This window comes from Achromobacter semiaridum (assembly GCF_053543755.1).
On the sequence record NZ_JBLVOL010000047.1, the window covers coordinates 32,322 to 51,696 of the forward strand.

Genomic DNA, 19,375 nt, shown 5'->3' on the forward strand with positions numbered 1-19,375 from the left:
CCCCCCGCTTTCGTTTGTCCGGGAACATCCATGACCGACCTCTTGTTGAAGAACGTCCGCGTGTCGGCGGCCGAATCCGTCGACGTCCAAGTGCGCAACGGGCGCATCCTTCAGATCGGTACCGCCGTGCACGCGCCGGCCGATGGCCCGGTCGAGGATGGCGGCGGCGCGTTGTTATTGCCGGGTCTGATAGAAGGGCATACCCATCTGGACAAGACCAACTGGGATTCGCCCTGGTACGTCAACGAAGTCGGCCCGCTGCTGACCGACCGTATCGCCAACGAACGCATCTGGCGCGCCAATTCCGGTCATGACGCCGCCAGCCACGCGCGCGCGCTGGCGCTGGCTTTCTTGCGTGAAGGCACCACCCGCATCCGCAGCCATGTCGACGTCGACACCGACGCGGGCCTGCGCCATCTGGACGGCGTGCATGCCACTCGCGACGAACTGGCGGGCCGCATTGAAATTCAGACCGTGGCATTTCCGCAATCGGGCCTGCTGGTGCGCCCCGGCACCGCGCAACTGCTGGATCAGGCGCTGGCGCAAGGGGCCGATGTGCTGGGCGGGCTGGACCCGTCCGCCATCGATCGCGACCCCGCCCAATCCCTGGATGTGCTGTTTGGCCTGGCTAACAAGCATGGCAAGCCGGTGGACATCCATTTGCACGAACCTGGCGAGTTGGGCGCTTTTACGTTGGACCTGATTCTGGACCGCGTGCAGGCGCTGGGCATGCAGGGCAAGGTGGTGATCAGCCATGCTTTCTGTCTGGGCGGTGTGGACGCCAAGCGGCTGGATGGCTTGCTGAAGCGGCTGGCCGCGCTGGACGTTGCGCTGCTGACCACCGCGCCGCCATCGCGGCCGGTGCCCCCCGTGCGCGCTTGCCGCGAGGCGGGCGTCACGATCTTCGGCGGCAACGACGGCATCCGCGACACCTGGACGCCCTACGGCAGCCCCGACATGTTGGCCCGCGCCATGATGATCGGCCTGCGCAACGACCTGCGCCGTGACGACGAAGTGGAATGGGCGTTCGATTGCGTCAGCGGCGCCGCCGCCCGCGCCTGCGGTTTCGACGGCTATGGCCTGACGCCGGGCGCGCGCGCCGACCTGGTGCTGGTCGACGCCAGCTGTGTGGCCGAAGCGGTGGTGACGCGCAAGCCGCGCCGCCTGGTCATATCCGGCGGCGTCATCGTGGCCCGCAACGGCCAGGACGCCATCGCCTAGCCGCGCGTCAGCCCCAGCTGCGTTTCGGTCAACGCCGCGAAGGCCCGCATCAATTCCGACCGTACGCCCGCGCGCTGCCAGATCGCGCCCACCGTGCGCACGGGGCAGGGCGCCGGCAAGGGCCAGCGCTTGACCCGCGCGGCCGGCTCGCCCATTACCGCCCAATCAGGCAGCACCGCCACGCCCAGGCCCTCAGCCACCAGCTTGGCGATGGAATCGATGCCGTCCAGTTCGAAGCGCACGTGCGGCCGCAAATTGCGCGCGCGCAGGTAATCGTCGGCCATCTTGCCGCCCACCACGCTGCGGTCATAGCAGATGTAAGGTTCGCGCGCGATCACCGCCAGCGGGTCGCGCACTTTCATGTCGGCTGGCGTTACCAGGACCAGTGGTTCGTGGCGCAGGTCGCGCCATTCGCAGGTCTTGGGCAGTGAGAACAGCGGGTGCACCAGCAGCGCGCCGTCCAGCTCGCCAGATAGCACCTTGCTGTAAAGCAGGGTGGTGGGCGCGGGTTCAATGTAGATCTCGATATGCGGATGGCGCGTCACCCAGGTGCGCAGCACGGGCGGCATGATGCCGGTCAGCGCGGTGGGCGTGGCGCCCAGCCGCAAGGGGCCGGCGGGCAACTCGGTGTCGCTGGCGGCCGAACGCAGGTCGCGCACGTCGCGCAGGATATGGCGGGCGCGCTCAAGAATGCGCAGCCCGGCCGGCGTGGGCTTGACGGTGCGGCCCGAGCGGGCAATCAATGCGCTGCCGACATCGCCTTCCAGCGCGCGCAAGCGCTGCTGCACGGTGGCCGGCGTCAGGCCTTGATGACGCGCGGCCTGGGCAATGGACCCCAGTTCCACCACATGCACATAGGTTTGTAGAAAGCGTGAGTCCACGGCGATTGCTTCCTTTTTGGAAGAAGGTTTTTCCGTATTCTAAAGATGGGTGAAGATAATTGTTGTTTTCTTTGGCGGCGGCAAGAATACGTTCAACCCCAGCCGCCCCCCGCATCAAGCCACGGCGCGGCGCGTTGGAAACCCGCCTTCAAGGAGCTTGCCGTGCCCATTATTGAATCCATCGACGTTTGCGCCGCCGCCGTGCCGCTGGACAAAGTCACGTCGTTCTCAAACCGCAGCGTGTCCACCCGCCACTACGGCCTGGTCAAGGTTCGTTCCGCCGACGGCGTCGAAGGCATCGGCTTTTGCTATGTGGGCAGCGCCGGCGGCGCCATTTTCGAAGCGGCCGTGCAAAGCCTGCTGGCGCCGGTGCTGCTGGGCCGCGATTCGCATGCCGTCGAGGGGCTGTGGCAGGCCATGTACCAAGAGGCGCTGCTGCAAGGCCGCCAGGGCACGGTGATGCGCGCGCTAAGCGCGCTGGACATCGCGCTGTGGGACTTGAACGCCAAGACGGCCGGGCTGCCCCTGCACAAGTTCCTGGGTGCCGTTGAACTGGAAACGGTGCCGGCCTACGCCAGCGGCGGCTATTACCTGGACGGCAAGACGCCGCAGCATCTGGGCGAGGAAATGGCCAGCTATGTGGACCAGGGCTTTCGCGCCGTCAAGATGAAAACGGGCCGCCTGTCGCCGCGCGAGGAAGAGGCGCGGCTGAAGGCGGCGCGCGAGGCCGTCGGCCCGGACGTCGAACTGATGATGGATTGCAATAACGCCTGGCAGGACGTGACGCAGGCCATGCAGTACATCCGCCGCTTCGAGCAATACGAACCGTATTTCATCGAAGAACCCTTTGGCCCCGACGATATCGACAGCCATGCCAAGCTGGCGCGCCTGACGCATCTGCCGATTGCCACAGCGGAAATCGGCTATGGCCGCTGGTACCACAAGGAACTGCTGGACAAGGGCGCGGCCGGCATCCTGCAAACCGACGCTGCCGTTTGCGGCGGCATCACCGAATGGAAGCGCATCGCGGCCACTGCGGCCAGCTACGGCGTGGTGGTGTGCCCGCATTGGTTCCACGACGTGCACGCGCCGCTGGTGGCGGCCACGCCGAACGCGCGCTACGTCGAGTTCTTCTGGGACGACCAGGTGCTGAATTTCCGCAAGCTGGTTGACCGGCAGTTGACGCACAAGCAAGGCCGCGTGGTGCTGCATCAGGAACCGGGCCTGGGCTTTGGCTTTGACGAGCGCATGGTGGAAAAATTTGGCAAGTGGGTTCGCGTCGGTCGCTAGGCGCCATCACAAGCAGGCGGCGCTTTTCTAAAAAAAGCTGCCGGCCTTCGGGACCGGCGCAAGGAGACAAGAATGCAACGCAGGCAATTCATGACCGGCGCCGCGGCGCTGGGGGCGGCGCTCGTGCTGCCCGTGACGGCGCGAGCGCAGCAGGACATGCCGTCCGGCCCGGTGAAAATCGTGGTGGGCTTTCCGGCGGGCGGCGGCACCGACGTGCTGGCGCGCCTGTTGGGGCAAAAGCTGGGCGTGATGTGGAACATACCCGTCATCGTTGAAAATCGGGCGGGCGCGGCCGGCGTCATCGCGGCCGAACAGGTCGCGCGTCAGCCCAACGACGGCAACACCTTGTTGATGGCGCATGTGAACAGCCACGGCATCGCGCCCGGCCTGCACCCTAAGCTTGCGTATTCGGTGGACCGCGATTTCACGCCCATCGCGTTGGTCGGCAAAACGCCCACGATCCTGATCGGCGGCGCATCGCAACCCGCCAGGACCTTGCCCGACCTGGTCAAGCTATGCCGCGCGCAGCCGGGCAAGATCGTGTTCGGGTCGGCCGGCGCCGGCTCGGCCCAACACCTTGCGCTGGAAATCTTCAAAGCCCGTGCGGGGATCGACGTGCTGCACGTGCCCTACAAGGGATCGGCGCCACTGATGAACGACCTGCTGGGCGGCCATGTGCAGTACTGCTTTGAAGGCATGACCACCGCCACGCCGCTGCTGCAATCGGGCAAGGTGATCGCGCTGGCGCAGACGCTGCAACAGCGTTCCAAGAGCCAGCCGGACGTACCGACGGTGGCCGAACAGGGCTACCCCGGTTTCGAGGCCAGCATCTGGTTCGGCATGGTGGGCCCGGGCAAGATGCCGGACGCCATGGTCCGGCGCATGAATCGCGACATCGACCAGGTGCTGGCGATGGCGGATGTGCAGGAAAAACTGGCGCAGGTCGGTGCGGAAGACGGCGGCGGCAGCGTGCAACGCTTTGCCGATTTCATGACGCAGGAACAGCGCAAATACGCCAAGACGATCAAAGACGCGAAGATCGTGGTGGAAAGCTGACCGGCCGGCGTCCCGGCATGCACCGGTGCCGGGCGCCGAGCCTCAACCGGCGCGCGTCGCCCCGACCGGCTCGGACCCTTCCCAACCCGCCATCGCAGAGATCGACCGCGCCTTCTCGCGCAGCAGCCTCGCGGTGCCGGAATCCAGGTCGTCGTCAATGGCGCCCACCGGCCCCATCAGTGTGATGGCGGCCGTCATCTCGCCCAACATGTCGAAGATGGGCGCGGATAGCGACGTAAAGTGCGGTAGCAGCGCATGGCGGCAGCGGCTGATGTGGTGCTTTTGCACTTCGTCGCGGATGGCCTGCACGTCTTTCAGCGTGTAGGAATTGCCCGGCGCGCCGCCGTGGCTTTCCGGCACGGACGATGCCAGTTCCCGCTCCAGCAGGTCGCGCGTCAAGGCGTCGGGCAGGTGGGCCAGAAAATTGCGGCCCAGCGCGGACGACAGCAGCGGCATCACGGTGCCTACCCGCAATTCCAGCAAGGGCCGGCTGCGGCTGCCTTCCACGCGATAGACGATGGTCGGCCCCTTGTTGCCCCACACGCCCAAAAAAACGGTATGCCCGGTGACGGCGGCTACCTCGGCCATGATCGGGCGCGCCGTGGTGAAGACGTCGAACTGTTCCAGCGCGGCCAGCCCCAGGCGCAACGCGTACGGGCCCAGGCCGTAGTGGCCGGTGTCCGCATGCTGCTGCACGACGCCCACCTTCTGAAAACTGACCAGGTAGTAATGCACGTTGGGCACGGTCAGCTCGCAGGCGTCCGCGATGTCCTTCAGGGGCAAGGGCCGGCCCGTCTTGCGGATCAGGTCCAGGATGCGAAAGCCCACTTCAATCGACTGGATTCCCCTGCGCGCCGCGGTCGGCGTCTTTTCCGTGTCCTTGTCTACCTTGCCGGCGGGCCTTGCCATCACTGCCTCCACTGTCTGTTTGGCGGCAGTGTAGCAGCGGCGTCGGGCCGCTTTCGACGCCGCCGGGCGGTCCGTTCCGGGTTTCCCCCAGCTTTGTACGCTCGGGCTTTAAGTTTGATAATAGTTAATGCATACAGCAGTATCAATCTAAAAGCACAGGGGAAAGCAAGCATGGAAGCTAACGTGGCAATGGGGCGCGCGGCTGCGGCGCCGACGCTAAGTCGTAAAGAAGAACGCCAGGTGGTGGTGGCCTCGACCTTGGGCACCTTGTTCGAGTGGTATGACTTTTTCATCTACGGGACGCTGGCGGTTTTCATGAGCCAGGTGCTGTTCCCGCAGGACAATCCCACCGTTGCGCTGCTGGCCGCATTGGGCGCGCTGGCGGTCGGCTTCATCATCCGGCCGCTGGGCGCGGTGATGTTCGGGTACCTGGGCGACAAGTGGGGCCGCAAGTACACCTTCCTGATAACGGTCGTGATGATGGGCGGGGCCACCGTGTTGATCGGCTGCCTGCCCACCTATGAAACGGCGGGCCATCTGTCGTGGATTCTGCTGCTGACGCTGCGCGTCGTGCAGGGCCTGGCGGTGGGCGGCGAGTACGGCGGCGCCGTGATCTACGTGGCCGAACATTGTGAACCCAAGCGGCGCGGTCTGCTGACGGGCTGGATCCAGATCACCTCGTCGGCCGGCCTGATCCTGTCGCTGGTCGTCATCCTGTGCACCCAGGCATCCATGAGCGCAGACGATTTCCGTCAGTGGGGATGGCGCCTGCCGTTCATCCTGTCGATCGTGATGCTGGCCATTTCGATCTACGTGCGCGCCAAGCTGCATGAATCGCCGGTGTTCACGCGGATGAAGCAGCAGAACCGCCTGTCAAAGAACCCCATCAAGGAAACGTTCGGCCAGTGGTCCAGCCTGCGCCTGGTGATCCTGGCGCTGATCGGCGTTACCGCCGGCCAGGGCGCCACGTATTTCACGGGCCAGTTCTACGTGATGATCTTCCTGCAACAGGCGGTGCAACTGGACCAGACCAGCGTCTACACGCTGATCCTGATCGGCTTCATCATCGGCGCGCCGACCTTCGTGCTGTTCGGCTGGCTGTCCGACCGCATCGGCCGCAAGTGGATCATGATGGCCGGCCTGTTCATCGCCGCCATCGGCTATCACTCGATGTTCGAAGTCCTGCTCAAGGCCGGCAACCCGGCGCTGGCGCAAGCCATGCAAAGCACGCCGGTCCGCGTGCACGCCGACACCAGCGGCGGCGCGTGCGACTTTGGCTTGCAGGCCGCCATGATCGGCAGCCACGCCGACCACAAGAAGGTGTGCGTGCAGGCCAAGAAATTCCTGGTCGGCAAGGGCATCAACTTCGAATACGCCGCGCCGCTGCCGGGGCAGGACATTGCGATGAGCGTGGGCGGTACCACCGTCAACGGCTTTGACCGCGCCGCCTACGCCCGCGCCCTGGGCACGGCGGGCTATCCGGATCGCGCCGACCCCGCCCGCGTGGACCGCGCCACCATCATCCTGATCCTGGTGCTGATGACCGCCGTGGTTGCCATGGTGTACGGCCCGGTTGCGTCGTACCTGGTGGAATTGTTCCCGGCCCGCATCCGCTACACCGCGCTATCCTTTCCGTATCACATCGGCGCCGGCATCTTCGGCGGCATCGTGCCCTTTACCGCCACCTACCTGGCCCAGGCCAGCGGCAATATCTTTGGCGGGTTGATGTACCCGGTTGTCGTGATGGTGGTGGTGGGCATTATCGGCAGCCTGTTCCTGCCGAACACCCGCGCCCAAGCCATCGACGAAGACCCCACCCACTAGAAAAGCGAGGAGAAACATGTCCGTGCAAGCGAGTTTCAAGGCCGCCGTGATCCAGGCCGCGTCCATCCCCACCGACAGCGTCGCCTGCGCCAACAAGGCGGCGTCGCTGATCCGGCAGGCGGCCGAGCAGGGCGCCCGGGTGCTGGTGTTTCCCGAAGCCTTCCTGGGCGGATACCCCAAGGGCAATTCCTTTGGCGCGCCCATCGGCATGCGCAAGGCCGAAGGCCGCGACGCGTTCGCCAGCTACCACCGGCAGGCCATCGCCCTGGATGGCGAGGAAGTGGCGATCGTGGCGCAGGCCGTGGCCGACACCGACAGCTTCGTGGTAATGGGCTGCATTGAAGCGGATGGCGGCACGCTGTACTGCACCGTGCTGTATTTCAACGGCGCCAAGGGCCTGGTCGGCAAGCATCGCAAGCTGATGCCCACGGCCGGAGAGCGGCTGATCTGGGGCTTTGGCGATGGCTCGACCATGCCCGTCTTCGACACGCCTTACGGCAAGATCGGCGCCGTGATCTGCTGGGAAAACTACATGCCCATGCTGCGCATGTACATGTACAGCCAGGGCGTGGCGCTGTACTGCGCGCCCACGGCCGATGACCGCGACAGCTGGATTCCCAGCATGCGCCACATCGCGCTGGAAGGTCGTTGCTATGTGCTGACGGCGTGCCAGCACCTGCGCCGCCAGGCCTATCCGGAAGACTTCGAATGCGCGCTGGGCGATGCGCCCGACACGGTGTTGATGCGTGGCGGCAGCGCTATCATCGACCCCCTTGGTGAAGTGCTGGCGGGCCCGGATTTCTCGGACGAGACCATCCTGTACGCCGACATCAACGCCAACCAGATCCTGCGCGGCAAGTACGACTTCGATGTGGCCGGCCATTACGCCCGGCCAGACGTGTTCCAGCTGCAGGTCGACACCCGAGAAAAGCGGGCCGTCTCAGCGCTGGGCGCGGGCGGCCAGGAGCCTTAAGCCATGCATTTTGATTTCAGCGCGCTGCCTTCGCAGACGGTCTATAAGCTGCTGACCTCGACCGTCACCCCCCGGCCGATCGCGTGGGTGACCACGATATCGGCCGACGGGTGCGTCAATGCCGCGCCGTTCAGCTTCTTTAACGTCATGGGGCATCAGCCGCCCACCGTCGCCATCGGCCTGATGCGCCGCGCCAATGGTGACCTGAAGGACACCAGCGCCAACATCATCGAAAACGGCGAGTTCGTGGTGAACCTGGTGCCCGAAGCGCTGATGCAGCAGATGAACAAGACCTGCGCCGATTACCCGCCCGGCGTGGACGAGCTGGCCAAGGCCGGGCTGACGGCATTGCCCGCCGCGCACGTGCGCCCGCCGCTGATTCAGGGCAGCCCGGTGTCGCTGGAATGCGTCAGCCAGGCCACGATCGTGACCGGCCCGCATCAGGTTGTCGTCATCGGCCGCGTCCTGGGCGCGCATGTCGACGACGCCTTTGTGCAGGACGCCGAGCGCGGCTATGTGAACACCACCGAAATGGGGCTGGTGGCGCGCATGCACGGCAGCGGCTGGTACGCCCGCAGCACGGACCTGTTCCAGCTGGCGCGGCCCACCGTGACGGATTGACGCAACAAGGCGGCCATCACGGTCGCATCGTCTTTAAGCGGCCGCGCATCGTGCATCGGCCGCTTTTTTTCACCCACGGCGGCGGGCAGGCGGTTACGCAAACGCGCGAGCTTGTGGCAAAAAGTTCTGCATTTCGCCCGATGCCGCCCAAATCCGGGCTGCTAGCATTTCCCGGACCGTCTGAAGAATCCTCGAATCCGACTTCTCCGGCGGCATTTACCTGACATAACGAACACCAATATTTTTGGGGGCGGATCATCCAGGGGCTTGCGGGCGTCTGGCTTGCGACGGCGGCGGCGTAGTCCGGCGCCATGCAGCTGCCAAAACCCGCATTCACGCGTCTGGGTGGATGCCGGAGGCAGTATGAAAAACATGAAGCTTGGAACCCGCCTTGCGGGTGGCTTTTCCGTCTTGCTGGCGATGATTATCGTCATGTGCATCGTGGGGCTGGTCAGCCTGGCCAACATCAACCAGTCGGTCGAAACCGTGACGCAGCGTTCGCTTATCAAGGAACGCCTGATCAGCGACTGGGCGCGCAACATCCAGACCGGCGTGACGCGCACCACCGCCATTGCCAAGAGCGCCGACGCCAGTCTGGCCGGCTTCTTCACGGAAGAGGCGGCGGCGTCCTCCCGCAATTCGTCGGCGCTGCAACAAAAGATCGAACCGCTGATCGAGACCGACCAAGAAAAGGGTCTGTGGGAAGGCATCCGCAAATCGCGCGCCGACTATCTGCGCACGCGCGACGCTATCTTTAAGGCCAAGCAGGACGGCGATGTCGAGGCTGCCAACCGCGTTTTCACCCAGGAATTCCTGCCGGCCACGCGCCAGTTCATCGACCAGATCAACAAGCTGTCGGATCTGCAACGCGCCGAAATCGATGCCAGCGCGGCCGACATCCAAAGCGCCTACGGCGCCGCCAACCTGTGGATGATCGTGATCGGGTCAATCGCACTGGTCACGGGCCTGGTGTTGGCCGTGTTGCTGACGCGCGGCATTACCCGCCCGTTGTCCGACGCCGTGCGCGTGGCGCGCACCGTGGCCGCCAACGACTTGACCAGCACGATCACCGTGCGTTCGCGTGACGAGATCGGACAGTTGATGCACGCGCTGGAATCCATGAACGCCAATCTGGCCGGCACCGTGGCCAGCATCCGCACCGGCGTGGACAGCATGGCGTCCGCGTCGGGCGAAATCGCGGCCGGCAATACCGACCTGTCTTCCCGCACTGAACAGCAGGCCGCATCGCTGGAGGAAACGGCGGCGTCGATGGAGCAGCTGTCTTCCACCGTGAAGCAGAACGCCGACAGCGCCCGCCAAGCCAACCAACTGGCCGCGGCCGCGTCCGACACGGCCTCGCGCGGTGGCGCGACGGTGTCCGAGGTCGTCAGCACGATGAACGCCATTTCGTCCAGCTCGGTCAAGATCGCCGACATCGTGTCCGTCATCGACGGCATCGCGTTCCAGACCAACATCCTGGCGCTGAACGCGGCAGTGGAAGCCGCGCGCGCGGGCGAGCAAGGCAAGGGCTTTGCAGTGGTCGCAGCGGAAGTGCGCACGCTTGCGCAACGCAGTGCGCAAGCAGCCAAGGAGATCAAGACGCTGATCGAAGATACCGTCCAAAAGATCAGCCAAGGCTCGATCAGCGCCGAACGCGCCGGCACCACCATGCAGGAAATCGTCAGCTCGGTGCAGCGCGTGACCGACATCATGGGCGAAATCGCAGCGGCCTCCGCCGAGCAGGCCGACGGCATCGAACAGGTGAACCGCGCGGTATCGCAAATGGACGAAGTCACGCAGCAAAACGCCGCGCTGGTGGAAGAAGCCGCCGCCGCGGCCGGGTCGATGCAGGACCAGGCAGCGGAGCTGACGCGGGCAGTCAGTGCGTTCAAGTTACCGGGGGTTGTCGCGGTAGCGCATGCCTCGCCGCGCGTCGCGATCGGCCACGCATTGGCCCGCGCAGGGTAGGGCGGGGTGGGGCGGGGTCACCTGACTCTTCAGCCGTCTGCCCGCCGCACAAAGAAAAAAGCCCCTGATTTCTCAGGGGCTTCGTTCTTGAATACTGGCGGAGAGGGTGGGATTCGAACCCACGGTACGGGGATACCGTACGCCTGATTTCGAGTCAGGTACATTCGACCACTCTGCCACCTCTCCGTGGCTGGGTTCCAAAACGGTGGTGCCTCTTGCTTTAAGACCCAGACTTCAAGTTCTTAAAAGAGGCTTCACTGAAAGATCCCTGGTCGGAAGGATCTTCGTTGTTGGAGCAGCGAAGCCCGCAATTCTACAGGAATTTTTTCTTGTGTGTAAAGGGGGTGCGAAAAAATCTTTGAAGGGAGGCATCCGACGCTTCCGGTGGTCGCGATCTTTGCCCAGAATCCTTCCATTCGCGCTGCGCGCCTTCGGCCTTCCCCCATCATCCCCAGCCGGCATCCTTTTCCATGGACCTGATCCTTATCCTTCTTCTTGCCGCCGTGTTGTGCGTGCCGATCACCCAGCGGCTGGGGCTGGGCGCCATACCGGGCTACCTGATCGCGGGCGTGCTGATCGGGCCGTCGTGCCTGAAGCTGATCACCAATGTCGACACCATGATCAATGTGTCGCAGTGGGGCGTGGTGATGATGCTGTTCATCATCGGGCTGGAACTGTCGCCCCGGCGCTTATGGGCCATGCGCAGCGAGGTCTTTTTACTGGGCACCCTGCAGATGCTGGTCTGCGGCCTGTTGCTGGGCTTGGTGTTTGGCGCGGCGCTGCGGCATCTGGCCGGCATGGAGTGGCAGGCTGCCGTGCTGTGCGGCTTGTCGCTGGCGTTGTCATCGACGGCGGTGGCGTTGAAGCTGCTGGATGAACGCACGTTGACCCGCACGCCGCTGGGTCGCTCGGCCCTGGGGGTGTTGCTGTTTCAGGACATGGCGGCCATTCCGATGTTGGTGGCGGCGGGGCTGCTAGGGTCCGACGGCACGTCGGCGCCTTCCTTCAAGGAAGCGCTGGTGGCCGTGGCGGTGGTGACGTTGGCGTATCGGCTGCGCCTGCTGGGCTGGGCCGCCAAGGCGCAGTTGCAGGAACTGTTTACGGCGGCGGCGCTGTTGATGGTGGTGGGCGCGGCGCAGTTGTTCGACTACGCCGGCCTGTCCGCCGGCCTGGGCGGCTTTCTGGTGGGCGTGTTGATGGCGGAATCGCGCTATCGGAACGACCTTGAAAGCGCCATCGAACCGTTCAAGGGGCTGTTGCTGGGCCTGTTCTTCCTGGCCATCGGCATGTCCGTCAACCTGAAGGTGGTGGCCGACCACTGGTGGTTCATTCTTGGCGGCGTGGCCGCCTTGCTGGTCGTCAAGGCGCTGGTCCTGTATGGGTTCGCGCGGTTTCTAGGCTTGCCGCGCTACCACCGGCTGCTGTTTGCGATGGTGCTGGCCCAAGGCGGCGAGTTCAGCTTCGCCATCTTCAACGAAGCCTGGGATAACCACTTGGTGAATCTTGAACAGCGCGACGTGCTGTCCGTGGTGGTCGCGATTTCGATGGGCGTGGTGCCCGTGCTGATCAAGCTGCTGGAGCGCGTGCCGGAAAACCGTGGCGGCATGGCAGACCTGCCGAGCCCGAGCCAGACGGAGCCGGATCCGGATGCGACTCCTGAGCCGCCGGCAAACCCCTCGGCAAACCCCTCGGCAAACCCGGCCGACAGCCCCCCTCGCGCTTGACCCCGCACTGCGTGGGGTCATGGCATGATTGCCGTCTTGCGGGGCGGCTACACTTGTGCCCGCTCTGCATTTCGACCCCACCGTCACCCCACTGTCACCCCCGCCAGACCACAGGAGAATGCGCATGCTTAAAGGAAAAGTCGCCCTAGTCACCGGTTCCACCAGCGGCATCGGGCTGGGTATCGCCACCGCCTTCGCGCAGCAAGGCGCCGATATCGTCCTGAATGGGTTTGGTGACGCCGCCGAAATCGAAAAAGTGCGCGCCGGCCTGGCCGACAAGCACGGCGTGAAGGTCGTCTACGACGGCGCCGACCTGTCCAAGGGCGACGCGGTACGCGGCTTGGTCGAGAACACGGTGCGCCAGTTGGGCCGCATCGACATCCTGGTCAACAACGCCGGCATCCAGCACACCGCGCTGATCGAGGATTTTCCCGCTGAAAAGTGGGATGCCATCCTGGCGCTGAACCTGTCCGCCGTGTTTCACGGCACCGCCGCCGCGCTGCCCCACATGAAGAAGCAGGGCTTTGGCCGCATCATCAATATCGCGTCGGCGCACGGCCTGGTCGGGTCGGCCAACAAGTCGGCCTACGTGGCGGCCAAGCATGGCGTGGTGGGTTTCACCAAAGTCACGGCCCTGGAAACGGCCGGGCAGGGCATTACCGCCAATTCCATCTGCCCGGGCTGGGTGCGCACCGCCCTGGTGGAAAAGCAGATCACCGCGCTGGCGGAAAAAAATGGCGTTGACCAGGAAGCCGCCGCGCGTGAACTGCTGGGCGAAAAGCAGCCGTCGCTGCAATTCGTGACGCCGGAACAATTGGGCGGCACCGCCGTGTTCCTGGCCTCGGACGCCGCGGCGCAAATCACGGGCACGTCCGTTTCGGTCGATGGCGGCTGGACGGCGCGCTGATAAAGGAACTACGAATGTTGTTTTTGCTTTCCCCCGCCAAGAAGCTGGACTATGACTCGCCCTTGCATATCGAGACGCATACCCAGCCGCTGTTCGTGGATCAGGCCGCCGGCCTGATCAAAGTGCTTAAGACCAAGTCCGCCGAAGACATCGCCGGCCTGATGAGCCTGAGCCCGGCGCTGTCGGAACTGAACGCGCAGCGCTACGCGCACTGGAAGCGCAGTTTTACCCAGACCAACTCGCGCCAGGCCGTGCTGGCCTTCAACGGCGATGTGTACGAAGGGCTGGACGCCTCCAGCCTGTCGGCCAGGCAGCTGGACTGGGCGCAAGAGCACGTGGCCATCCTAAGCGGCCTTTATGGCGTGCTGCGGCCGCTGGACCTGATGCAACCGTATCGCCTGGAAATGGGCACGCGGCTGGAAACGCCCAAGGGCAAGAACCTGTACGAGTACTGGGGTTCGACCATTGCGGACTATCTGAACGAGCGTCTGGAAGGCAAGAAGGCGCCGGTCATCGTGAACCTGGCGTCCGAGGAATACTTCAAGTCGGTTGACCTGAAAACGCTGAAGGCGCGCGTGGTGCAGTGTGTGTTCCAGGACTGGAAGAACGGCGCCTGGAAGATCATCAGCTTTCACGCCAAGCGGGCGCGTGGGTTGATGGCGCGCTACGCGATCCAGCACAAGGTGACCAAGCCCGAAGGCTTGCAAGGCTTTGACCTGGAAGGCTACGCCTACGACGCCTCGGCATCGACGGACGACAAGCTGGTGTTTCGCCGCAAGCTGGCGGATTGACGCGGTGATGGGTTGACGGCGTGGTGCGTTGACGCCGTCATCAGTCGACGCGGTGAGCGCGCGGTTGACGTGAGCACTGTTCCACGTCTTTGCGCGCCTTGCCCGTCTTGCGGGTCACCGAGACCTTCGCCTTCAGGCCGCCGCCGCCACCGGCGGAGCGTGCGTAGGGTCAGCCAGCGCCTGCAATTCCTGGCGGATCATGTGCGAGGCCTTCAGCATCTGTTTCAGCGGATAGGCCAACGCCGCCTGCTCGCCCGATGTGTCGAACTGCGTGGGCAGGGTGGTGGCGATCTGCGGGCGCTTTTCGTCCAGCAGGTCGACCATGCCGTTCATGGCCAGTTGCACCGCCTCGGGCGTTTTGGGCAGCGCGGCCAGGATGGGAATCGCCGCCGTGATCTGCGAGGCCAGCACGTGGTTCTGGATCAGCAGGTTGTTCAATTCCGGCACGCTTTGCTGGTGCGACTTCGGCTCGCTCATCATTCGATAGAACGCCTCGGCAAAGTTGCTGAACGCAATGTGCACGTTCTTGCGTGCCAGCCGCCATGCCAGGTCGGCGTCGATGACGGCGGGCGTGTCGGCGGCGGGGGTGGCAGTGGGGCTGGCGGCGGGGGATGCAGGGGTTGTGGCGGCAGTCGTGGCGGTAGCCGTGGCCACGTTTGACGGCGTGCCATGCGCCTGCATGGCTTCCACGTAGCGCAGGCCGGCCACCAGATATTCGCGGTTGGCGCGCGTGGCGGCGGCCGCCAGCGGCTTCAGGTAGCGCGCTTCCCACCACGGCAGGATGTAGCTGCATATCAGCGCCAGCGCGCAACCCAGCAGCGTATCGATGGCGCGTTCGCCAATCACCGACATCGACACGGTGCCCGGCGACACGAAGTGAAAGACCAGCACCACGAACAACGTGTTGAATATGGCGCTGGCCATGTAGTTCAGCTGCACCAGGCTGTTGCCCATGATGCAGGCGCCCAGCAGCACGGCGAACAGGATCTCGGGGCTGTCGGTCAGGTTGAACAGCAGCAGGGCGCAAATGCAGCCGATCAAGGTGCCGCCCAGGCGCCAGCCGTTACGTTGCCGCGTCAACGCGAAGCCGGGCTTCATGATGATGACGATGGTCAGCATGATCCAGTAGTTGTGCGCGGAAAATTCCGGCGACAACCAGCGGCTGGCCAGGGTCATGGCAATGGCGGCGGCCGCCGTCACGCGCAGCGCGTAGCGAAAGTGCGGGGAATCCAGCCGCAAGTTGCTGGTCAGGAGCCCAAAGCGGAATTCCTGGCGCGAGATGAACCGCGTCAACGATTTGTTGATGCGCAAGACGTCGGTGGGCTTGGCGTCGGGCGATGCGGCGGTGTGGTCGGCCAGGCGGTCCACGATGCGGGCCGAATTGCGCAGGCGGCGCAGCACCTGGATGATCAGCGCCAGCATCTCGGGTTCGCGTTCGCCCAGCCCTTGCTGTTTCAGCTGTTCGATTTCGTATTCGATGGCGCGCAGCTCGGCCTTGGCGCTGCTGCGGTATTGCACCGGGCGGCCACGCGATACATCCAGCGCGATGCGGTTTAATTCCAGCGACATTTTCACCAGCGCGTCACGCATGAACATCAGGCAGTCGTTGCCGGCCAGCGTGCGGCGCAGCGCGGCGTAGTCGGTATGCGTGGCGACCAGCGTGTCCAGCAGTTGCAACATGTCCACGAACATGTTCCAGATCATCACGCGCTGGCGGTCACCCACGCCTTTGCCGCGTGGCAGCGCGCGCAGCACCATGTCGCGCGCGGCCTGGTGCTTTTCCGTCATGATCGACTGGCGCTGGATCAGTGCGCGGTAGGATTCGTCCAGGTCGGCCGTCTCGTCGTAGAAAGCGGCGCGGGCGGCCACGTAGTCGGCCGTGGCGAATAGCGCCACGGACATGGCCTGCTGTTCTTCGCGCAGCCAGAACAGGCGCGAGAATCCCAGGCTGAAGACCACGTAGAACAACGCACCGCCCAGCGTCGCGGCGGCGTGCGCCAGCACCTGGTGCGGCTCCAGCGGCGAATGCATGGTCAAGGTCATCAGCAGCAGGCCGGCAAAGCCGATCAGCCCGCCGCGCTTGCCGAACACCGTGAACATCGAATAGACGAAGCACTGCGCAATCACCACCAGCCAGATCAGGACGGGGTTGCTGGACGCCAGCCCGGTAATGATGACGGTAAGCGTACCCAGCGCCGCGCCGCCCAGCATTTCGTTGGTGCGATGGCGCTGCGGCCCGCCCGGCTGGTCGATGATGGCCAGGCACTGCGCGCCAAACGTCGCGACCAGCCCGGTGGTGTAGTTGCCGAACAGCCCGCCCAGCACCAGCACGGGCAACAGCATGCCAACCCCCTGGCGCACCCCGCCGAAGAAGTAGTGGCTGTAAAGGAAGCGGCGGATGCTGGCGATGCGCAAATCCATGGGGGCGGGGCCTAATTCTCGCGATGCGGCAAGTATATAGATGCGCCCGCGAGTTAGGGCCTTTCCCCGTCGGGCCGCCCCTGCGGGGGGCATATATTCTGGGGTCGGATGGCTGCCGGACTTTCCCGCAATTCGCTTTGCATCGCGCGTGCAACGGTCGTTTCACGCCGATTTGCTACCTTTGACGCAACGCGGTAAATTCCACCTCTTGCACCGGTCTGCCTATCCGATACCGGTGCGTTGAGGCGGATGGTAACGGGTCACCTCCCCAGCCATCCCGCCGCAGTGATACTTGCTGTTGGCCGCGCCACAAGCGTGTGTTGCCAAAGCTTCCATTTCGACCTCCAGCGTCCCCCAGGGGCGTTTGCACTGCGTTCTGTCGAGCGTGTGCCGGGTCGGCAGGGTGTCCGGGTGGCGTGGCTCCGTGAGCCGCTAAGCGCCGGATCATGTTGTCGTAACCGGTATGGGTTCCGTTGCCGCCGTATCCGGGCGAGCAGCAGTCAGGGTTGCAGGGCCGGTACTGAAAGGAAATACAACATGGAAATGAATGGCGCCGATATCGTCGTGCGCTGCCTGGCCGATGAGGGCGTGGAACACGTTTTCGGCTATCCCGGCGGCGCAGTGCTTTACATCTACGACGCGATCTTCAAGCAAGACAAATTTCAGCATATCCTGGTTCGTCACGAGCAAGCCGCCGTGCACGCCGCCGATGCCTATTCGCGCTCGTCGCAAAAGGTTGGCGTCTGCCTCGTGACCAGCGGCCCGGGCGTGACCAATGCCGTCACCGGCATCGCCACCGCCTATATGGATTCCATCCCCATGGTCATCATCAGCGGGCAAGTGCCCACTGCGGCCATCGGCGAAGATGCGTTCCAGGAATGCGACACCGTCGGCATCACGCGTCCCTGCGTCAAGCACAACTTTCTGGTGCGTGACGTCAAGGACCTGGCCGAAACCATGCGCCGCGCGTTCTACATTGCGCGCACGGGCCGCCCCGGCCCGGTGCTGGTCGATATCCCCAAGGACATCACCGTCGCGCAGTGCAAATACACGCCGCCCAAGGGCGAGATCTCGATGCGTTCCTACGCGCCCGTCAATAAGGGCCACCAGGGGCAGATCAAGAAAGCCGTGCAGATGCTGCTGGCCGCCGAACGGCCGATGATCTACACGGGCGGCGGGGTCATCCTGTCGAACGCCGCGCCCGAGCTCAACAAACTTGTGTCGCAACTGGGCGCGCCTTGCACCAGCACCCTGATGGGGCTGGGCGGCTACCCGGCCAGCAGCGGCCAGTTCGTGGGCATGCCCGGCATGCACGGCACGTACGAAGCCAATATGGCGATGCAGCACTGCGACGTGCTGCTGGCCATCGGCGCGCGTTTCGATGACCGCGTGATCGGCAACCCCAAGCACTTTGCGCAAAACGCCCGCAAGATCATCCATATCGATATCGATCCGTCGTCGATCTCCAAGCGCGTGCGCGTGGACGTCCCGATCGTCGGCAACGTCAAGGATGTGCTGGCCGACCTGTCCGCCCAATATGAAGTGGCGGCCGCCGAGCACAAGCCCGCGTCCATCACCAAGTGGTGGGAGCAGGTTGAAACCTGGCGCGGCAAGGAATGCCTGAAGTTCGCCAACTCGGACGAAGTCATCAAGCCGCAGTACGTGGTGGAAAAGCTGTGGGAAGTGACGGGCGGCGACGCCTTCGTCACGTCCGACGTGGGCCAGCACCAGATGTGGGCGGCCCAGTATTACAAATTCGACAAGCCGCGCCGCTGGATCAACTCCGGCGGCCTGGGCACCATGGGTGTGGGGCTGCCGTACGCGATGGGCGTGCAGATGGCCAACCCTGGGCACGACGTTGCCGTCATTACCGGCGAAGCGTCGATCCAGATGAACATCCAGGAACTGTCGACCTGCCATCAATACCGCCTGACGCCCAAGATCGTCTGCCTGAACAACCGTTTCCTGGGGATGGTCCGGCAATGGCAGCAGATCGATTACGGCTCGCGCTATTCCGAGTCCTACATGGATTCGCTGCCCGACTTCGTCAAGGTGGCCGAGGCCTATGGCCACGTGGGTCTGCGTATCGAGCGTCCGGCGGATGTCGAACCCGCGCTGCGCGAAGCCTTTGGCAAGCACAAGGAACGCCTGGTCTTTTTGGACTTCATCACCGACCGCACCGAAAACGTGTGGCCGATGGTCAAGGCCGGCCGTGGGCTGACCGAAATGCTGCTTGGCTCTGAAGACCTGTAAGGAGGCCACCATGAAGCACGTGATTTCCGTCCTCCTCGAAAACGAACCCGGCGCGCTGTCGCGCGTGGTGGGGCTGTTTTCCGCGCGGGGCTACAACATCGAAACCCTGACCGTGGCGCCCACCGAGGATTCCACGCTGTCGCGCATGACGATCGTGACGACCGGTTCCGATGAGGTCATCGAACAGATCACCAAGCACCTGAACCGCCTGGTGGATGTCGTTAAAGTGGTGGACCTGACTGAAGGCGCCCACATCGAGCGCGAGCTGATGCTGGTGAAGGTGCGCGCCGTTGGCAAGGAACGCGAAGAGATGAAGCGCATGGCGGACATTTTCCGCGGCCGCATCATCGACGTGACCGACAAGTCCTACACCATCGAATTGACCGGGGTGCAGGAAAAAGTACAGGCCTTCCTGGAAGCCCTGGACCGCAGTGCCATCCTTGAAACCGTACGCACCGGCGTGTCCGGCATCGGACGCGGTGAACGGATTTTGAAGATTTGACCGGCCTTCCAGGCCACGCCACACCCTACATCTG

15 protein-coding genes and 1 tRNA gene are annotated in these 19,375 nt (G+C 64.3%); 12 read left to right on the forward strand and 4 right to left on the reverse strand.

The window, feature by feature from the left end; all coding sequences use genetic code 11:
- Positions 1-30: 30 nt before the first annotated feature.
- Positions 31-1,221, forward strand: coding sequence for an amidohydrolase family protein (locus ACNPP0_RS14085; RefSeq protein WP_448706226.1), 1,191 nt, complete (start codon positions 31-33; stop codon positions 1,219-1,221).
- Here ACNPP0_RS14085 and ACNPP0_RS14090 read toward each other — a convergent pair.
- On the reverse strand, positions 1,218-2,102 hold the full coding sequence (locus ACNPP0_RS14090; protein WP_332612622.1) for a LysR family transcriptional regulator: 885 nt from the start codon (positions 2,100-2,102) through the stop codon (positions 1,218-1,220). The two genes, ACNPP0_RS14085 and ACNPP0_RS14090, sit on opposite strands and share 4 nt — an antisense overlap.
- 162 nt (positions 2,103-2,264) lie before the next feature.
- On the opposite strand from ACNPP0_RS14090, the gene ACNPP0_RS14095 reads away from it, so the two are divergent.
- A complete protein-coding gene (locus tag ACNPP0_RS14095) occupies positions 2,265-3,392 on the forward strand; it encodes a mandelate racemase/muconate lactonizing enzyme family protein (protein ID WP_448706227.1) in 1,128 nt (375 codons plus the stop codon).
- A 72-nt stretch (positions 3,393-3,464) separates the two neighbouring features.
- Entirely contained in the window at positions 3,465-4,448 is a 984-nt protein-coding gene (locus ACNPP0_RS14100; RefSeq protein ID WP_332612620.1) for a Bug family tripartite tricarboxylate transporter substrate binding protein, read from the forward strand.
- A 42-nt stretch (positions 4,449-4,490) separates the two neighbouring features.
- On the opposite strand, the gene ACNPP0_RS14105 is transcribed toward ACNPP0_RS14100, so the two are convergent.
- Positions 4,491-5,357: an IclR family transcriptional regulator gene (locus ACNPP0_RS14105; RefSeq protein WP_046803369.1), complete on the reverse strand. Its 867-nt coding sequence runs from the start codon at positions 5,355-5,357 to the stop codon at positions 4,491-4,493.
- A 171-nt stretch (positions 5,358-5,528) separates the two neighbouring features.
- Here ACNPP0_RS14105 and ACNPP0_RS14110 point away from each other — a divergent pair, with 171 nt between their 5' ends.
- The 4 genes from ACNPP0_RS14110 to ACNPP0_RS14125 all read left to right on the forward strand — a co-directional run bounded on the left by ACNPP0_RS14110 (position 5,529) and on the right by ACNPP0_RS14125 (position 10,743).
- On the forward strand, positions 5,529-7,181 hold the full coding sequence (locus ACNPP0_RS14110) for an MFS transporter (RefSeq protein WP_332612618.1): 1,653 nt from the start codon (positions 5,529-5,531) through the stop codon (positions 7,179-7,181).
- A 16-nt stretch (positions 7,182-7,197) separates the two neighbouring features.
- The gene (locus ACNPP0_RS14115) at positions 7,198-8,154 is read left to right on the forward strand and encodes a carbon-nitrogen hydrolase family protein (RefSeq protein ID WP_448706228.1); all 957 of its coding nucleotides are present in this window, start codon (positions 7,198-7,200) and stop codon (positions 8,152-8,154) included.
- A 3-nt stretch (positions 8,155-8,157) separates the two neighbouring features.
- Positions 8,158-8,775 (forward strand): flavin reductase family protein, encoded by a 618-nt coding sequence (locus ACNPP0_RS14120; protein ID WP_332612616.1) that lies wholly within the window; start codon positions 8,158-8,160, stop codon positions 8,773-8,775.
- A 372-nt stretch (positions 8,776-9,147) separates the two neighbouring features.
- Positions 9,148-10,743, forward strand: coding sequence for a methyl-accepting chemotaxis protein (locus tag ACNPP0_RS14125; RefSeq protein WP_448706229.1), 1,596 nt, complete (start codon positions 9,148-9,150; stop codon positions 10,741-10,743).
- Positions 10,744-10,838: 95 nt separating this feature from the next.
- On the opposite strand, the gene ACNPP0_RS14130 is transcribed toward ACNPP0_RS14125, so the two are convergent.
- A tRNA-Ser gene (locus ACNPP0_RS14130) sits at positions 10,839-10,929 on the reverse strand.
- 284 nt (positions 10,930-11,213) lie between these two features.
- On the opposite strand from ACNPP0_RS14130, the gene ACNPP0_RS14135 reads away from it, so the two are divergent.
- The 3 genes from ACNPP0_RS14135 (at position 11,214) to yaaA (ending at position 14,165) form a co-directional block, all read left to right on the forward strand.
- Positions 11,214-12,467: a cation:proton antiporter domain-containing protein gene (locus ACNPP0_RS14135; RefSeq protein WP_448706230.1), complete on the forward strand. Its 1,254-nt coding sequence runs from the start codon at positions 11,214-11,216 to the stop codon at positions 12,465-12,467.
- Between the two features lie 124 nt (positions 12,468-12,591).
- Complete coding sequence (locus tag ACNPP0_RS14140; RefSeq protein WP_332610849.1) at positions 12,592-13,374, forward strand: 3-hydroxybutyrate dehydrogenase; 783 nt, start codon at positions 12,592-12,594, stop codon at positions 13,372-13,374.
- Positions 13,375-13,388: 14 nt separating this feature from the next.
- On the forward strand, positions 13,389-14,165 hold the full coding sequence (yaaA, locus tag ACNPP0_RS14145) for a peroxide stress protein YaaA (protein WP_332610847.1): 777 nt from the start codon (positions 13,389-13,391) through the stop codon (positions 14,163-14,165).
- 132 nt (positions 14,166-14,297) lie between these two features.
- Here the strand turns inward: yaaA and ACNPP0_RS14150 are convergent, their stop codons facing one another.
- On the reverse strand, positions 14,298-16,586 hold the full coding sequence (locus ACNPP0_RS14150; RefSeq protein ID WP_332610846.1) for an FUSC family protein: 2,289 nt from the start codon (positions 16,584-16,586) through the stop codon (positions 14,298-14,300).
- Positions 16,587-16,835: 249 nt separating this feature from the next.
- On the opposite strand from ACNPP0_RS14150, the gene ACNPP0_RS14155 reads away from it, so the two are divergent.
- Together ACNPP0_RS14155 and ilvN are read left to right on the forward strand one after the other, a co-directional pair.
- Positions 16,836-18,839 (forward strand): acetolactate synthase 3 catalytic subunit, encoded by a 2,004-nt coding sequence (locus ACNPP0_RS14155; protein ID WP_332610844.1) that lies wholly within the window; start codon positions 16,836-16,838, stop codon positions 18,837-18,839.
- A 10-nt stretch (positions 18,840-18,849) separates the two neighbouring features.
- Positions 18,850-19,341 carry an acetolactate synthase small subunit gene (gene ilvN / locus ACNPP0_RS14160; protein ID WP_006223608.1) on the forward strand — a complete coding sequence of 164 codons (492 nt, stop codon included), beginning with the start codon at positions 18,850-18,852 and terminating at the stop codon, positions 19,339-19,341.
- Positions 19,342-19,375: the final 34 nt, after the last annotated feature.

Excerpts from the sequence above, each read along its gene's own strand:
- ACNPP0_RS14085 (WP_448706226.1), top strand. The coding sequence starts at position 31 with ATGACCGACCTCTTGTTGAAGAACGTCCGCGTGTCGGCGGCCGAATCC.
- ACNPP0_RS14100 (WP_332612620.1), top strand. The coding sequence starts at position 3,465 with ATGCAACGCAGGCAATTCATGACCGGCGCCGCGGCGCTGGGGGCGGCG.
- ACNPP0_RS14105 (WP_046803369.1), bottom strand. The coding sequence starts at position 5,357 with ATGGCAAGGCCCGCCGGCAAGGTAGACAAGGACACGGAAAAGACGCCG.
- ACNPP0_RS14110 (WP_332612618.1), top strand. The coding sequence starts at position 5,529 with ATGGAAGCTAACGTGGCAATGGGGCGCGCGGCTGCGGCGCCGACGCTA.
- ACNPP0_RS14115 (WP_448706228.1), top strand. The coding sequence starts at position 7,198 with ATGTCCGTGCAAGCGAGTTTCAAGGCCGCCGTGATCCAGGCCGCGTCC.
- ACNPP0_RS14120 (WP_332612616.1), top strand. The coding sequence starts at position 8,158 with ATGCATTTTGATTTCAGCGCGCTGCCTTCGCAGACGGTCTATAAGCTG.
- ACNPP0_RS14125 (WP_448706229.1), top strand. The coding sequence starts at position 9,148 with ATGAAGCTTGGAACCCGCCTTGCGGGTGGCTTTTCCGTCTTGCTGGCG.
- ACNPP0_RS14135 (WP_448706230.1), top strand. The coding sequence starts at position 11,214 with ATGGACCTGATCCTTATCCTTCTTCTTGCCGCCGTGTTGTGCGTGCCG.
- ACNPP0_RS14140 (WP_332610849.1), top strand. The coding sequence starts at position 12,592 with ATGCTTAAAGGAAAAGTCGCCCTAGTCACCGGTTCCACCAGCGGCATC.
- yaaA (WP_332610847.1), top strand. The coding sequence starts at position 13,389 with ATGTTGTTTTTGCTTTCCCCCGCCAAGAAGCTGGACTATGACTCGCCC.
- ACNPP0_RS14150 (WP_332610846.1), bottom strand. The coding sequence starts at position 16,586 with ATGGATTTGCGCATCGCCAGCATCCGCCGCTTCCTTTACAGCCACTAC.
- ACNPP0_RS14155 (WP_332610844.1), top strand. The coding sequence starts at position 16,836 with ATGGTAACGGGTCACCTCCCCAGCCATCCCGCCGCAGTGATACTTGCT.
- ilvN (WP_006223608.1), top strand. The coding sequence starts at position 18,850 with ATGAAGCACGTGATTTCCGTCCTCCTCGAAAACGAACCCGGCGCGCTG.